13 protein-coding genes are annotated in these 15,602 nt (G+C 65.4%); 6 read left to right on the forward strand and 7 right to left on the reverse strand.

Translation table 11 applies throughout. The features are described 5' to 3' along the window. The first annotated feature begins 135 nt into the window (after positions 1-135). Both AC13C7_RS12900 and AC13C7_RS12905 read left to right on the forward strand, forming a co-directional pair. Positions 136-1,620, forward strand: a complete 1,485-nt coding sequence (locus tag AC13C7_RS12900; protein WP_482867716.1) for a leucyl aminopeptidase — start codon at positions 136-138, stop codon at positions 1,618-1,620. Next, the gene (locus AC13C7_RS12905) at positions 1,613-2,080 is read left to right on the forward strand and encodes a DNA polymerase III subunit chi (RefSeq protein ID WP_482867717.1); all 468 of its coding nucleotides are present in this window, start codon (positions 1,613-1,615) and stop codon (positions 2,078-2,080) included. Before AC13C7_RS12900 ends, AC13C7_RS12905 begins: the two co-directional genes overlap by 8 nt. A 146-nt stretch (positions 2,081-2,226) precedes the next feature. Here AC13C7_RS12905 and AC13C7_RS12910 read toward each other — a convergent pair whose 3' ends face one another. Genes AC13C7_RS12910 through AC13C7_RS12920 form a run of 3 tightly spaced genes read right to left on the reverse strand, consistent with a single transcriptional unit; the run spans position 2,227 to position 5,330 of the window. Next, positions 2,227-2,808 (reverse strand): retropepsin-like aspartic protease family protein, encoded by a 582-nt coding sequence (locus AC13C7_RS12910; protein ID WP_172320996.1) that lies wholly within the window; start codon positions 2,806-2,808, stop codon positions 2,227-2,229. A 54-nt stretch (positions 2,809-2,862) separates the two neighbouring features. Then, the gene (locus AC13C7_RS12915; protein ID WP_172320995.1) at positions 2,863-3,483 is read right to left on the reverse strand and encodes a MarC family protein; all 621 of its coding nucleotides are present in this window, start codon (positions 3,481-3,483) and stop codon (positions 2,863-2,865) included. Further along, positions 3,480-5,330 carry an ABC-F family ATP-binding cassette domain-containing protein gene (locus AC13C7_RS12920; RefSeq protein WP_482867718.1) on the reverse strand — a complete coding sequence of 617 codons (1,851 nt, stop codon included), beginning with the start codon at positions 5,328-5,330 and terminating at the stop codon, positions 3,480-3,482. Before AC13C7_RS12920 ends, AC13C7_RS12915 begins: the two co-directional genes overlap by 4 nt. A 108-nt stretch (positions 5,331-5,438) precedes the next feature. On the opposite strand from AC13C7_RS12920, the gene ndk reads away from it, so the two are divergent. Then, positions 5,439-5,861: a nucleoside-diphosphate kinase gene (ndk, locus tag AC13C7_RS12925; protein WP_482867719.1), complete on the forward strand. Its 423-nt coding sequence runs from the start codon at positions 5,439-5,441 to the stop codon at positions 5,859-5,861. Positions 5,862-5,986: 125 nt separating this feature from the next. On the opposite strand, the gene AC13C7_RS12930 is transcribed toward ndk, so the two are convergent. Next, a complete protein-coding gene (locus tag AC13C7_RS12930) occupies positions 5,987-6,316 on the reverse strand; it encodes a TfoX/Sxy family protein (RefSeq protein WP_482867720.1) in 330 nt (109 codons plus the stop codon). Positions 6,317-7,388: 1,072 nt separating this feature from the next. On the opposite strand from AC13C7_RS12930, the gene AC13C7_RS12935 reads away from it, so the two are divergent. From AC13C7_RS12935 to AC13C7_RS12945, 3 genes are all read left to right on the forward strand, one after another. Then, positions 7,389-7,523 carry a hypothetical protein gene (locus AC13C7_RS12935; RefSeq protein WP_268879097.1) on the forward strand — a complete coding sequence of 45 codons (135 nt, stop codon included), beginning with the start codon at positions 7,389-7,391 and terminating at the stop codon, positions 7,521-7,523. Positions 7,524-7,535: 12 nt separating this feature from the next. Next, complete coding sequence (locus tag AC13C7_RS12940; protein WP_482867721.1) at positions 7,536-9,290, forward strand: Hint domain-containing protein; 1,755 nt, start codon at positions 7,536-7,538, stop codon at positions 9,288-9,290. A 325-nt stretch (positions 9,291-9,615) separates the two neighbouring features. Continuing rightward, positions 9,616-10,953, forward strand: a complete 1,338-nt coding sequence (locus AC13C7_RS12945; protein WP_235952759.1) for a glycine cleavage T C-terminal barrel domain-containing protein — start codon at positions 9,616-9,618, stop codon at positions 10,951-10,953. Between the two features lie 4 nt (positions 10,954-10,957). On the opposite strand, the gene AC13C7_RS12950 is transcribed toward AC13C7_RS12945, so the two are convergent. The 3 genes from AC13C7_RS12950 to AC13C7_RS12960 form a co-directional block, all read right to left on the reverse strand. Further along, positions 10,958-11,533 carry a nucleotidyltransferase family protein gene (locus AC13C7_RS12950; protein ID WP_172320990.1) on the reverse strand — a complete coding sequence of 192 codons (576 nt, stop codon included), beginning with the start codon at positions 11,531-11,533 and terminating at the stop codon, positions 10,958-10,960. Then, complete coding sequence (locus tag AC13C7_RS12955) at positions 11,530-13,935, reverse strand: GcvT family protein (RefSeq protein WP_482867722.1); 2,406 nt, start codon at positions 13,933-13,935, stop codon at positions 11,530-11,532. The genes AC13C7_RS12950 and AC13C7_RS12955 overlap by 4 nt, the downstream gene beginning before the upstream one ends. 162 nt (positions 13,936-14,097) lie before the next feature. Next, positions 14,098-15,405 carry an HlyC/CorC family transporter gene (locus AC13C7_RS12960; RefSeq protein ID WP_172320988.1) on the reverse strand — a complete coding sequence of 436 codons (1,308 nt, stop codon included), beginning with the start codon at positions 15,403-15,405 and terminating at the stop codon, positions 14,098-14,100. Positions 15,406-15,602: the final 197 nt, after the last annotated feature.

Raw genomic sequence — 15,602 nt, forward strand, 5'->3', positions numbered from 1 at the left:
TCGACTGCTTGTTAACAGATTGCCTTCAAGCCGGTTTTAGTCCAATCGCCGCCACAAGGACAGGCATATCTGGCCAAGGCGTTCCACTAGGCCTAGTGTCCGGGACAAATCCAGATTCCCCGCAAGAGGCAAGCCATGACGAAACCGATCTCGCTGACCCTGACCACGACCGATCTCGACGCGCTGGCGGGCGCGGAAGGCAAGCTGGCCATCGTGGTGACGCCCGATGGCAAGATGGACCAGCCCGCGCGCCGGGTGAACCGGCTGACCAAGGGCGCGGTGGCGCGCCTGACCGAATCGAAGAAATGGGAAAAGATGAAACCCGGCGAAGGCTTCGTGATCGGCTTTCCCGTGGGGCTCGCCGCCGAGGCGCTGAGCGTGGTCAAGCTCGACCGCCGCCCCAAGCTGGACGAGGCGCGCAAGGCGGGCGCGGAGCTGGCCAGGTTCAAGGGCGATGCCGCGCTGACCCTTGCGGCCTCCAACCAGGGCAGGCTGGACGAGCTGGCGCTTGGCCTGATCCTGCGCGGCTACGCCTTCACCACCCACCAGACCGAGGAACGTGACGCGATCCGGGACGCGCGTTTCATGGTCAACAAGCCCGAGGAGCAGGAGGAGGCGCTGGCCAGCATCCGCGCCCGCGCCGAGGGTGTGTTCTTCACCCGCGACCTCGTCAGCGAACCCGCCAACGTGCTGACCACCCAGGAATTCGCCGACCGGCTGGAGGCGATGCGCGATCTCGGCCTCAAGGTCGAGGTGCTGGAGGAGGACACGCTGACCGATCTCGGCATGGGCGCGCTTCTGGGGGTGGGGCAGGGCTCGGAAAGCCCCTCCAAGGTCGTGGTGATGGAATGGACCGGCGGTGGCGACGAGGCGCCCCTGGCCCTCGTTGGCAAGGGCGTGGTGTTCGATACCGGCGGGATCAGCCTGAAACCGGCGGCCGGCATGGAAGACATGACCATGGATATGGGCGGTGCGGGCGTGGTCTCGGGCGTGATGCGGACGCTGGCGCTGCGCAAGGCCAAGGCCAATGTCGTGGGGCTGGTGGGGCTGGTCGAGAACATGCCCGATGGCCGCGCGCAGCGCCCCGGCGACGTGGTGCGTTCGATGAAGGGCGACACGATCGAGGTGATCAACACCGACGCCGAGGGCCGCCTCGTGCTGGCCGATGTGCTGTGGTACGCGCAGGAGCGTTTCCGCCCCGCAGGCGTCATCGACCTCGCCACCCTGACCGGCGCGATCATCATCGGCCTGGGCCATGAAAACGCCGGGGTCTTCTCGAACGACAACGGGTTTGCCAACAGCTTCCTGCGGGCGGCCCGCGCCGAGGAGGAAGGCGCCTGGCGGCTGCCGCTTGGCAAGGCCTATGACAAGCTGATCAAATCCGACATCGCCGACATGAAGAACACCGGCGGACGGCCCGCGGGCTCGATCACCGCGGCGCAGTTCCTGCAACGCTTCATCAAGGAGGATTGCCCCTGGATCCACCTCGACATCGCCGGTGTCGCCCACGTCAAATCCGACACCGCGCTGGCGCCGAAGGGCGCGACCGGGTGGGGCGTGCTGGCGCTCGACCGGCTGGTGCGCGACGGGTATGAGACGGACCCGGCAGCGGATGGGTGAGGCCTATTTCTACCACCTGACGCGCTCGGCCCCCGAGGCCACGGTGCAGGCGCTGGCGGTAAAATCGCTGGCGGCGGGCTGGCGCGTGGCGGTGCGGGCCCGCTCGCAAGGACTGCTCGCGCGGCTCGACGACCTTCTCTGGCTGCGGCCCGAGGATGGGTTCCTGCCGCATGGCAGGGCGGGCGGCCAGCATGACGCGATGCAGCCCGTCCTGCTGACCACCGGGCCTGACGCCCCCAACCGCGCCGATTGCGTGATCGCGCTGGAGGGGGCCGAGATCAGCGCAGAGGAGGTGCGGGCACAGGCGCGGGTCTGCATCCTCTTCGACGGCAATGACGAGGCGGCACTGACCCAGGCGCGCGGTCAATGGAAGGCCCTGACCGGGGCCGGATGCGGCGCGCAATACTGGTCGGAGGAAACCGGTAATTGGCAGAAGAAGGCCGAAAGACCGGCATCATGAGATTCTGTCGAGAGTCCGAGTATTTCCGTCAAGAAGATGAAAATTCGACTAAAATTGTCCTTCTTTGTTCTGAAAATATCCCGGGGAGCGCGAGGGGCTGGCCCCTCGCTGCATGACCTCGGCCCCACAGCGGCCCGTCCAAGGCGTCAGCGCGACAGCACCATCTGCCCGTCCTCGATCGCGATCCGGTCGAACCGGTTGAGATAGGACATGCCAAGCAGGCTCTCCTGCATCGGCGCGCCATTGACGACCGCCGGAACCTGGCGATCCTCGATATCGCCCAATACCACGCGGTCCAGCCGGATGCTGGCGGTCTGCACCATGCCGTTCGCCGTCATCGCGCGGCTGTTGTAGTTCAGGCCCGCGACGTCGATCCCGGCCCGGCCCGCATCCTGCGGTGTCAGCACAACTTCGCTGGCGCCGGTGTCGATCACGAAACGGGTCGGCACGCCGTTCAGGTCGAGCGTCAGGTAATAATGCCCGTCATAGGCGCGCGGCACCACGACCTCACCCGTGCCCGTGACCACCGATTGCTGCGGCACCAGCGAATTGCGCAATTCCGGCCACAGCCCGACCGAGGCGATGGCACCGACGAAGATGAAGCCCCAGATCAGGGCATATTGCGCCACCCGTCCGATCTGGTGCCGATTATACGACACCAGCGAGCCAAGGAGCGCGATCGCCAGGAGGCCGAGATAGATGAGCGAGGCAATTTCGGCTTTTTCCATGGGGGCCTGTAACGTCGCGAAAGGGTCAGCCCCTCATATAGGGCATTTATCCCTTCATATCACCTGCATTTGCAAGATTCCGTCGATCACGAACTGCACCGACAGCGCCGCCAGCAACATGCCGAGGATGCGCGTGACCACGTTGATGCCGACGGGGCCAAGCAGACGTTCCATCGTCGGTGCCAGCAGGAACGAGATGAAGACCAGGACCAGAACCACGAACATCACCAGGTGGATGGCCAGCACATCCGTCGCCGCGATCCCGTCCGCGCCCGCCAGCAAGATCATGGTGGCAATCGCGCCGGGGCCTGCCAGAAGCGGGATGGCCAGTGGAAAGACGGAGGGGTCGTCATGCTCATCCGCCTCATCGGCCTGGCCCTGGCGGCGCTGGGTGCGCCGCTCGAAGAGCATGTCCAGCGCGGTGAGGAACAAAAGCAAGCCGCCCGCGATGCGGAAGGCGGGCATGGAGATGCCGAGAAAGGCCAGCAACTCGTCGCCCGCCAGCCCGAACACGGTCAGAAGCCCGAAGGCCACGACACAGGCGCGCAGGCCGACGATGCGCCGCCGTCGCGCGCTCTGCCCCTTGGTCAGCGCGATGAAGAGGGGGGCCAGCGCCACCGGGTCGATGATGACCAGAAGCGAGACGAAGACGGTGATCAGCTCCGAGGTGCTCATGCTTCCGCCGCCTCCAGCCGCTCGATGGCCTTCAGCCACAGCGCCTCGGCACGTTCCAGACCGTCCTCGACCTCGTTGAACTTCTTCTGCCAGACCGCCAGATCGCCCGCATTCGCCTCGTCATAAAGGCCCGGATCGGCCAGTTTCCGCGACAGCTTCTCGCGCATCTCGGTGATCTTCTCGACCCGTGCCTCGCATTTGCGCAGCTCGGCGCGCAGCTCCAGCAACTGGTCGCGCGACGGGCGCTTGGGCCTGGGCGCGGCCTGTTTCTTCGATTTCGGCGCGGCATCGCCGGTCAGCAGCAACCGGCGATAGCTTTCCAGATCATCCTCATAGGGCGTCACCCGGCCATCCTTCACCAGCCACAGCCGGTCGGCCACCATGCTGAGAAGGTGCATGTCGTGGCTGACCAGGATCACCGCGCCGGTATAGGCGGTCAGCGCCTCGACCAGGGCCTCGCGGCTTTCGATGTCGAGGTGGTTGGTCGGCTCGTCCAGGATCAGCATATGCGGCGCGTCGAGCGTGGCGAGCAGCAGGCTGAGCCGCGCCTTCTGCCCGCCCGAAAGTTTTGCCACCACGGTTTCCGCCTGATCCGCGCCAAGGCCGAACCCGGCGAGGATGGCGCGCAGCTTGGCGGGCGTATGCTCGGGCCGGGCGCGGCGCAGGTGGTCGAGCGGCGTTTCGTCGATGAAGAGCTCATCGACCTGGTGCTGCGCGAAATAGCCGACGCGCAGTTTGCCGCTTTGCGTCTTCTTGCCGTCCATCACATCAAGTTTGTCGGCCAGAAGCTTGGAAAAGGTGGATTTTCCCTCGCCGTTGCGGCCCAGAAGGGCGATACGGTCGTCCTGGTCAATGCGCAGGTTCAACCGGCTCAGCACCGCGCGCTCGCCATAGCCAACGGCGGCGCTGTCCAGTTGCACGATGGGCGGCGAAAGTTGCTCGGGCTCGGGGAAGGTGAAGGCGCGGAAGGCGCGTTCCTGGGGGCTGGAGATCGGCTGCATCTTCTCCAGCATCTTCAGCCGGGATTGCGCCTGCTTGGCCTTGGACGCCTTGTAGCGGAAGCGGTCGACATAGGATTGCAGATGCGCGCGCCGGGTTTCCTGTTTCTTGGCATCGGCGGCGGCAACGGCCAGCCGCGCGGCACGGGTCTGCGCGAAGGTGTCATAGCCGCCCTGGTAGAGGGCCAGCTTGCGGTCTTCCAGATGCAGGATGTGGTTCACGGCGCGGTTCAGAAGGCCCCGGTCATGGCTGATCACCAGCACGGTATGCGGATATTTCGCAAGATAGCTTTCCAGCCACAGCGCGCCTTCGAGATCCAGGTAGTTGGTCGGCTCGTCCAGAAGCAGCAGATCGGGGGCCGAGAAAAGCACGGCGGCCAGCGCCACGCGCATCCGCCAGCCGCCGGAGAAATCGGCGCAGGGCTGCAACTGTTCCTCGGGCGTGAAGCCAAGCCCGCGCAGGATGGTGGCGGCGCGCGCTTCGGCCGACCAGGCGTCGATATCGGCCAGCCGCGTCTGCACCTCGGCGATGCGGGCGGGGTCGGTGGTGCGCTCGGCCTCGGCCATCAACTCGGCGCGTTCGGTATCGGCGGCCAGGACGGTGTCGATCAACGAGGTCTGCGATGACGGCACTTCCTGCGCGACACCGCCGATGCGGGCGCGCGAGGGCAGGGTGATGGCGCCCGTCTCCAGCGCCAGTTCCCCCCGGATCAGGCGAAAGAGCGTCGTCTTGCCGGTGCCGTTGCGCCCAACGATGCCGACCTTGTGCCCCTCGGGGATGGTGGCCGAGGCATGCTCGATCAGCGGGCGGCCCGCGACGGAATAGGAGATATCGTCGATGCGTAACATGGGGCGCGGTGTGACCTGCGCGTAGGGACATGTCAATTGGCGGCTTTTCTTGGCTGCGGCCCCATGCTAGGGGCCGCGCAAACCAACCAATTAGCGGAGCATGACCCCATGGCGCTGGAACGCACCTTCTCGATCATCAAACCCGATGCCACCAAACGCAACCTGACCGGCAAGATCACCGCCAAGTTCGAAGAGGCCGGTCTGCGCGTCGTCGCCTCCAAGCGCATCCAGCTGACCCTGGCGCAGGCGCAGGAATTCTATGGCGTCCACAAGGATCGTCCGTTCTTCGGCGAGCTTTGCGAGTTCATGATCTCCGAGCCGATCGTGGTGCAGGTGCTGGAAGGCGAGAACGCGATCGCGAAGAACCGCGAAGTGATGGGCGCGACCAACCCCGCCGAGGCCGCCGAGGGCACCATCCGCAAGGAGTACGCGCTGTCGATCGGCGAGAATTCGGTGCATGGCTCGGACGCCCCGGAAACCGCCGCGGTCGAGATCGCTTTCTTCTTCTCGGGCCTCGAACTGGTCGGCTGAGACGGCAAACCATGATCGAAGCGGACCGTCCTGGGTAAGAGGGCGGTCCGTCTTCGTTGCGCGCCTGGAAAAGTCCTCGACAAGATTTCTCGGCCTGGAAGAATTTTGCGGCAAAATTCTTCCGGCTACCGTCGCGCGATTACGCCGATCTCATCCAGCACCTTCTCGAAATCGGACAGGCCCTTGTCGAAGCTCTCGGCTGTCAGCGCGTCGAAGCGCTTGCGCAGCGCGGCCTTCTCGGCCCCCTTGCAATCGTTCCAGGGGCGTCCCTGCAAGGCCATGTGCAGGACATAGTACCCTATGAAATGCGGTTGCGTGCCGGTCTTCAACATCCGCGCATAGGCGGTGTCGGCCCCGACCTCGCGCAGGGTTTCGGCATCCGCGATCCCGGCGCGCGTCAGCGCCTCGGCGAAGGCGGGGCCGATATTGCGGATCTCGGTCAGGTCGGTGGGCATCGCATCCATCCGGGAAGGAACGCCCGCGAGCCTATCAGATGCTGGCCCAGTCGCGGAAGGTGACCGGCGGTTCCTTCTTCTTGGGATCAGCGGAACGGGGCGCCTGTTTCGGTGCGGGCTGCGGGTTGGGCATGGGTTTGCTCCGGTTTTACTGCTTGCTGCCTGCGCATCAGCCTGGGGCCGGAATGTGGCGAGGATGGGGCAGAGGGGGCCGCAGATGGAAACAGTGCGACCGGAATGCCACAACTGGCAATCGCGCGGTCTGGCAAGGGGACGCAAGGCCCCTGCGGCGCAAGCCAGCAGTTTCACTTTTCCAACCTATCCAAAAGGATAGGTCGCGGGTGTCCGCTCCTGAATTCCGTCGATTCGACGATTCGACGCGGATTGATCACGCTTGGGAACCAAAGGCGGGATTTTCGGCGGATTGAGAAATTGGAAACTCTCGGGCAGGCCCGCCACATCGCTGCCACAGTTAACAGACCGTTTCGTCTTTCGTGCCAATTCTCTGTTTTCCAAAGGGAAACAGTTATCAGGCGCGCGGATCAGGATATGCCGCTCGGCGGCTGTGGATAACTTCTGAGGTTCGCATAAAAACCAAATATTTTTCAATTGGTTAAGGATGGGCCTGCAAATGGGCGGCTTGTGCAAGGTTGTCTTCTCCGGCGAAACAATGCCGCCCGGAAGGCTGTTGTCAGGGCGTCTCCTGGCGGGTCTTGCATCTCACTCTCGCGCCATTGCTGCCAAATTTCGAACAATTTTCGCTTCCTTGGATCGGCCTTCTCGGGGTATTCCTTGGACAGCCCAACTGGGGGGCGATGTCTGAAGGCCACGGGGGCGGCCGCACGAAACCAGCCGGTCACGACGGGAACGGCAGGTGGCATGTGAGCCGCGCGGTCTGTGCGGATCAACGTGAGGGAGAGCATCCTGCCAGATGCCCGCCCTGCGACGGCGCACGACGTGCCGACGTCCATCTGCTTCCTGACTTGCCGCTGACCCCGTGCGCCCGCCCCGATCTTCACGTCATCGCCATCTGGTTGGACCTGTATCGACAACGATCGCCAGGGGATGTGCGATGACCACGGTCTACCCGACCATCATGCCAGACTTCGGTGCCACGCTGCTGCGTGACCCTGAGGGCGTTGTCCCGAGAGTGAAACTGGATCGCCGGACAGCCGCGCAAGGCGCGTGCCTCGGCGCGGCGAATTAAGGAGACGACATTATGAGTGGTGAACCCAATAACCCCGGAAACAACCTGGACGGTTATGTCGATGGCACGAACGGCGACGACCTGATCGATACCGGCTATACCGGCGACCCGGATGGCGACCGGATCGACAATAATGACGCGATCCTGCCCGGTGACGATCCCAATGACGATCGGGTGCGCGCGGGCGACGGCGACGACACCGTCATGTCCGGCCAGGGCGATGACACTGTCGAAGGCGGCGGCGGCAACGACATCATCGACGGTGAGGATGGCGATGACGACATCCGCGGCGGCGACGGCGACGATTCTCTCTATGGCGATGAGGGCGACGATACCGTGACCGGCGGCGACGGCAGCGACTATGCCGATGGCGGCGATGGCAATGACGAGATCGACACCAGCTCGGGCGGCATCCCGCTGCCCGATCGCGGTTATCCGGGCCTCTTCCCCGGCGACGGTGACCCGCTCGATGACCGCGACACCGTGCTTGGCGGCGCGGGCGACGACACCATCACCACCGGCGATGACAATGACTTCATCGACGCGGGCGCCGATAATGACGTGGTCAATTCGGGCTTCGACGACGACACCGTCTTTGCCGGCGACGGCGATGACGAGGTCACCAGCGGCGAGGGCTCGGACCTAGTCTATGGCGGCGCGGGCGACGACACCATCTATGGCGGCCTCGGCCCGGGCTTCCCGGATGAGCTGAACGTCACCGATGACGGCTCGGACGGCAATCCGATCGGCCCCGACGCGGTTGTCGATAACGGTATGGACACGATCCATGGCGGCGACGGCAACGACGTGATCTTCGGCGAGGATGACGACGACGAGATCTACGGCGATGCGGGCGATGACACCATCGACGCAGGCATCGACGACGACTATGTCGAAGGCGGCACCGGCAACGACCAGATCACCGGCGGCCAGGGCGAAGACACGCTTCTGGGTGGCGATGACCGCGACACGTTCCTGGGCGGCAATGCGGGCGACACCGTTGACGGTGGCGGCGGCGGCGACGACTACGATACGCTCGACCTGACCGGGTCCGGCCCGCTGCGCGTGGAGCTTGACCCGACCAACCCCGAGAACGGCACCGTGACCTTCTATGATGGCGGCGGCTTCGACCCCTCCAACATCATCGGCACCATGCAGTTCGAGGAGATCGAGAATGTCGTGCCCTGCTTCACCCCCGGCTCGCGCATCGCGACGCCGCGTGGCGAGGTGTTGGTGGAAAACCTCCAGGTCGGTGACAAGATCATCACCCGCGACAACGGCATCCAGGAGATCCGCTGGGTCGGCTGCAAGACCATGAACCACGCCGAGCTGCGCCGCGCGCCGCATCTGCGCCCGATCCTGATCAAGGCCGGGTCGCTTGGTGACGGACTGCCCGAGCGTGACATGCTGGTCAGCCCGCAGCACAGGATGCTGGTGGCCAATGACCGCACCTCGCTCTATTTCGAGGAAAGCGAGGTTCTGGTCGCGGCCAAGCACCTGGTCAACCACAACGGCGTTCAGTGGATGGACACGCTGCGCACCACCTATATCCACTTCATGTTCGACCGGCACGAGGTTGTGCTGGCCGACGGGGCCTGGACCGAAAGCTTCCAGCCCGGCGACGTGACCCTGGACGGGATGGGCAATGCACAGCGCAACGAGATCTTCGAGATCTTCCCCGAGTTGCGCGAACCCGTTGGCCGCGACGCCTATGTCTCTGCCCGCAAGGTTCTGAAATCCCACGAGGCACGCCTGATCGTGCGCTAGGTCGTTCGGGGTCAGTCTGTATCGGGTTTCGCGGCCTCTCGCGCCTTGCGCTCGAACGCGAAACCCGATGCTCTGCCTCGCGGAGAACCCGAAACGCCGGATTGCAGCAGGGATACGGGGGGGGGAACGGGGGCAAGATCCCTTTCCCCGGACCCGAAACGGGGTGGCACCGAGCCGGGTGCCACCCCTTTTTCGTTCCGGCCCCTTTCGCGCAGGAACCTGCCCGAAACCACCTGCGTTGGGCCTTGCAGCAACGGTCCGCCGGCTCCACGAGCTCGCGCATCCCCGGACAGGTCGGCGGCCCCGGCAAGGAGGAGGCCCGATCATGCCCGATGCACTCAAGACCCCCGCCGACATACGCACCCATCCCAATGTCCCCGTCATCGACCAGTCCGACCGGACGGTGCCGGTCAACCTGCGCCAATCCGGATCGACGCCGGTGCAGATGCTGATCTCGACCCGGGTGCGCAAATCCCCGTTCTGGCATCTCTCGGTCGAGGCCGGGGCCTGGCGGGCGACGGTCTATAACCGCATGTATCACCCGCGCGGCTATGTCCGCCCCGAGGATGGCGGGGCGATGGCCGAATATGATGCGCTGGTCAATCGCGTGACGCTGTGGGATGTCGCGGTCGAACGTCAGATCCGCGTCAAGGGGCCGGATGCGGAGGCGTTCGTCGATTACGTCATCACCCGCGACGCGACTGCGATCGAGCCGAAGCATGGCAAATACTGCATCTTGTGCAATGAGGCGGGCGGTATCCTGAACGATCCCGTGCTGTTGCGCCTTTCCGACGATGAATTCTGGTTCTCGCTGTCCGATTCCGACCTGATGCTGTGGCTGCAAGGGGTCAATATCGGCCGCCGCTTCGACGTCGAGATCGCTGAAATCGACGTCGCCCCGCTGCAAATCCAGGGCCCGCTTTCGGAGGAACTGATGGCGGCCCTTGTCGGCGATGCGGTGCGCGACATCCCCTATTACGGGCTGATGGAGGCCGAGATCGCCGGTTGTTCGGTCGTGGTCAGCCAGACCGGGTTTTCCGGCGAGAAAGGCTACGAGGTGTATCTGCGCGACGCCACCCTGAATGCCGAGGCGCTGTGGTATGCGATCCGGGGCGAGGGGGCCGGGCTTGGCCTGCGCGTCACGGCGCCCGCCCATCACCGCCGGATCGCCGCCGGGATCCTGTCCTGGGGGCAGGATCTGGATGCCGAGACATCGCCTTTCCAGGTCAACCTTGCCTACCAGGTGCCGCGCAAGAAGGCGGGCGACTATATCGGCAGGGCTGCGTTGGAGCGCCAGCGCGACATTATCGACGCGGGCGGGTATCCGTTCCACCTGAAACTGGTGGGCATGATGCTCGGCGGCAAGCCGATCACCGATTACGCGCCCGATTTCTGGCTTGTCTGCGATGGGGAGGGCGCGCGCGTCGGCTATCTCACCTCGCCCTGGTGGTCGCCGGAACTGAACAGCAATATCGCGCTTGGCTACGTGCCGTGGGCGCTGTCGGGCATCGGAACCGACTTGCAGGTCGAACTGCCCGAAAGGTATTGCGACCAGTCCGGTAAACCCGTCCGCGCCCGCGTTTGCGAGGTGCCGTTCCGGCCCTCGGCCCATCCAAGCGCCCGCGAGCAGGTGAAGGCGGCAGGGCGCGACGCGGCGGATTAGGGGCTCACCTCCGTGCGCGCCAGGCGGCCCAATCCTCGGGCGTGTCCAGATCGGTCAGCGCGTGGGCCTCGGGCAGGGGGATCAGATGCACCTTGCCCGCGTGCCGCCTGAGAAGATCGCGCGCGCCCTTGTCGCCTTTGATCTTTTGCAGATCGGGCAGCAGGTCGGCCGGAAACAGCACCGGGTTTCCGGGGGTTCCGTCCCGGTCGGCGGCGCGCAGGATCGCCCTGGGTGCCTGCGCCGACAGCGCCAGCATCAGGTGCATGTCATGCGCCGTGACCTCCGGCATATCGGCCAGCACGACCAGAACCGGGCCGGTCAGCCCCGCGACCCCGGCCCTGAGCGATGCCGACATATCGCCCCCCGCCGGGACGGTGACGATCTCGGCCTCCAGCCCGTCCAGCGCCTCGGCCCGGTCCGCATTGCCCTCGGGCAAGACCGCCCGCAACCGCCCCGCCTTGGCGCAGCGCGCCGCCATCACGCGCAGAAGCGGCTGGTCCCCGACCTCCTCCAACAGCTTGTCCGCGCCGCGCATGCGCGATGACGCGCCCGCCGCAAGCAGAAGGATCGTCGCGCTCATCCCCGCATCCGTGCGCCATCGGCATCGAAAAGAGGCTCCGTCACCAGCCGGGCGGGCACGCGTTCACCCAATATCTCGATCTCGACGGCCAGACCCTCGCGGGCGTGTTCCGCCGGAACGAAGCCAAGGGCGACCGACAGGCCGGCATGATGCGAGAACCCGCCCGAGGTGCAGAAGCCGACAACTTCCCCCTCCAGCCAGATCGGCTCATAGGCGTTCACATCCGTATCCGTCGCCTCGACGACAAAGGCGCAGAGCTTGCGGGTCGCGCCCCGTTCCGCCTCGGCCTTCGCCGCCGCGCGCCCGATGAAATCACCCTTGTCCAGTTGCATGAACCGGTCCAGCCCGGTCTCAAGCGGGGTGTAGTCGGGCGAAAACTCCCGCATCCACGAGCCGAAGAACTTGTCCAGACGCAGGCTCATCATCGCGCGCATCCCGAAGGGGCGCAGACCGTGGGCCTGCCCGCCCCCCCAGAGCATGTCCCAGAGCGCGCGGTGTTCCATCGCGTCGACATAGATCTCATAGCCAAGATCGCCGGTATAGCTCACGCGCTGCACGATCGCGGTCGAGAGGCCGATGGTCATCTGCCGCACATCCATGAAGCGCATCGCCGAGACATCGGCGCGCGTCACCGATTGCAACAGGTCACGCGCGCGGGGGCCCGCGATCTGGAACCCGGTGCGCCGGTCCGAGATGTTCTCGACCCGCACGCCATCTGCCGCGTGGGCGTCGAACCATCGCATGTGGAAATCCTGCGCCCCGTAGGAGCCGGTGATCTGGAAATGCTCCTCGCACAGGCAGGAGATCGTGAAATCCCCGATGATCCGGCCTTTCTCGGACAGCATCGGCGTCAGGCTGATCCGCCCCGGTTTCGGGATGCGGCCCGCCATGATCCGGTCCAGCCAATCCCGCGCGCCGGGGCCGGTCACGGCATATTTGCCGAAATTCTGCACCTCGTTGATGCCGACACCGCCACGCACCGCCCGCACTTCGCGCGCGGTGGCCTCGAAGGCGTTCGAGCGGCGGAAGGAGGGCGTTTCATAGCGCGGCTCATCCCCCGCGGCGAAGTAATTGGGCACCTCCAGCCCATATTGCTGCCCCCAGACCGCGCCCATCGTGTCGAACACATCGTACATGGGCGTGCGGCGAAAGGGGCGTGCGGCGGGCAGTTCCTCGTTCGGGTAGACCACGGAAAACCGCGTCTGGTAGTTCTCGATCACCTTGGGCAGGGTGTAGCCCGGCGTGATCCAGCGACCGAAGCGGGCCACATCCATCGCCATCACGTCGCGCTCCGGCTCGCCCTCGACCATCCATTGCGCCAGCGTCAGCCCGACACCGCCGCCCTGGGAAAACCCGGCCATGACGCCGCAGGCCGACCAGTAATTGCGCAGGCCCGGCACCGGACCTACCAGCGGGTTGCCATCGGGGGCAAAGGTGAAGGGCCCGTGAATGACGGTCTTGACGCCCGCGCGTTCCAGCACCGGGTAGCGGCGATAGGCGAACTCGATGCTGTCGGCGATCTTGTCCAGGTTGTCGGGCAACAGCTCATGCCCGAAATTCCACGACGTGCCATCGACGGCCCAGGGCTGCGCGTTCTGCTCGTAGAACCCGATGCAGAGGCCGCGCCCCTCCTGCCGCAAATAGCTCTCGCCGCCGGGGTCCATGACATGCGGGTGCTCGCTGTCGCGCTCATGGATCTCGGGCAGGTCCTCGGTGACGAGGTATTGATGCTCCATCGGGTGCAGCGGCAGGTAACAACCCGCCATCGCCGCCACCTCGCGTGCCCAAAGCCCGCCCGCGTTGACGACATGCTCGGCCCGGATGGTGCCCTTGTCGGTCACCACATCCCACCCGCCATCCGCGCGCGGGTTGGTCTCCCGCACGCGGGTGTGCAGCTCGATCTCGGCCCCGGCCATCCTGGCGGCGCGCGCATAGGCATGGGTCGTGCCGGAGGGGTCGAGATGCCCATCCAGCGGGTCGTAAAGCCCGCCAAGCACGCCGTCGATATTGGTCACCGGCGCGATCGCCTTGATTTCCTGGGGCCCCAGGATCTCGGTCTCCAGCCCCATGAACCGATGCTTGGCCCGCTCCGCCTTGAGCATGTCGAACCGTTCCGGCGTGTCGGCCAGGGTCACGCCGCCGACATGGTGCAGACCGCAGGACATGCCGGTCAGCTCCTCCAACTCGCGATAGAGCCGGATCGTGTAGCCCTGCAACGCGGCCATGTTGGTGTCGCCGTTGAGCGTATGAAACCCGCCCGCCGCGTGCCAGGTGCTGCCGCTCGTCAGTTCCGACCGCTCGACCAGCATCACGTCGGTCCAGCCGAGCTTGGTCAGATGATAGAGCACCGAACAGCCGACAACGCCGCCCCCGATGACACAGACCCGCACATGCGTTTTCATTGAGTTGCCCTCCTTTTGCGGCCAAAGAGGGACCAGCGGCAACAGCCTCGCAAGTCAAAAAACGACATGTGCTTTCATTTTGCCGGAAATACCTCGGGGAGCGCGAGGGGCAGCGCCCCTCGCACGGGTCGCCGCCAAAGGCGGCGAAACCCCTTCAATCACTCACAACCTGCGAATTTTCAATTGCGTCAGGCGGTTCTGGTCCCGCTCCACCACCTCGAAGCGGAAGCCGTGGAAGTTGAACACCTGGCCCACGACGGGGATCATCTGCGCCTCGTGCATGACCAGCCCGGCCACCGTGTTGGCCTCGTCATCGGGCAGGTTCCATTCGGCGGCGCGGTTGAGGTCGCGGATCGTCATCGCGCCATCGATCAGGTAGGCGCCGTCCGGGCCGGGGGCCAGCTCCGCCGTGTCCTCGACATCGAACTCGTCGGTGATCTCGCCGACGATCTCCTCGAGGATATCCTCCAGCGTGATCAGCCCCTGCAGCGCGCCATATTCATCGACCACCAGCGCGAAATGCGTGTGGCGGCGCAGGAACTGGCGCATCTGGTCATCCAGCGTCGTGGTTTCCGGCACGAAATAGGGCTTCATCGCCACTTCGGTCACGGAAAAGGCCGCCAGCCCCGCGCCCGAGGCTTCGGGGCCGCGCACCAGCCGGTCCATGGTGCGCAGCACGTCCTTGGCATGGACCAGTCCGATGATGTTCTCGGGGTCGCCGCGATAGACGGGCAGGCGGGTATGGGGCGATTGCAGAAGCTGGCTCAGGATCGCCTCGCCCTCGTCATCGGCGTTGATCATCTCGATGTTGGAGCGGTGCAGCATGATCTCCTCGACGGTGCGATCACCCAGATCCAGCGCGCCGAGCAGCCGGTCGCGGCTGTCCTTCTCCACCGCGCCTTCGGAATGGCCAAGCGTGATCGCGCCCGCGATCTCCTCGCGCGCGGACAGCACGGCACTGTCGGGGTCGGTCTGCACGCCGAAAAGCCGCAAGATCCCGCGCACCATTACCTGAACCATGGCCACGACGGGGTAGAAGATCAGGATCACCAGGCCGATCGCGCGCGACACGGTGGCGGCGGCACTTTCGGGCCGGGTGATGGCATAGGTCTTGGGCAGCACCTCGGCGAAGACCAGAACCAGCAGCGTCATCACCAGCGTCGCCAGTGCGACGCCGCTTTCGCCGAAAGCGCGGGTAAAAAGCGCGGTGGCGAGCGAGGCCGCAAGGATATTGACCAGGTTGTTGCCAAGCAGGATCGAGCCGATCAGCCGCTCGCTATCCTCGGTCAGGCGCAGGGCGCGCGCGGCCCCCGCGGCACCGCGGTCGGACTGGCTGCGCAGCTTGCCGCGCGACGCGGCCGTCAGCGCGGTCTCGGAGCCCGAGAAGAAGGCCGAGAGCACCAGGAGCGACAAGATGGCCGCGGCGGTGATCCAGAATGAGGCGTCAAATACGGGGTCGAGCTCCGGCATGGGTCAGTCTCAGATGTCCATAAAAGGGATGTGTGATCCCCCGTGTTATGGGCAGGGCTTGGGGACGGTTCAAGCGAAAGCGGTGAAATGGGGCGAAAACAGGGCGGAACGGGCCAGGGGCGGGTTGCGCGGGCGCCGGGACACTGCCGCGCGCGGCGTGCCTGAAATACCGCGCGCGACGTGCCTGAAATACCGCG

The sequence above is a fragment of the Alterinioella sp. B-7 genome, assembly GCF_056857775.1.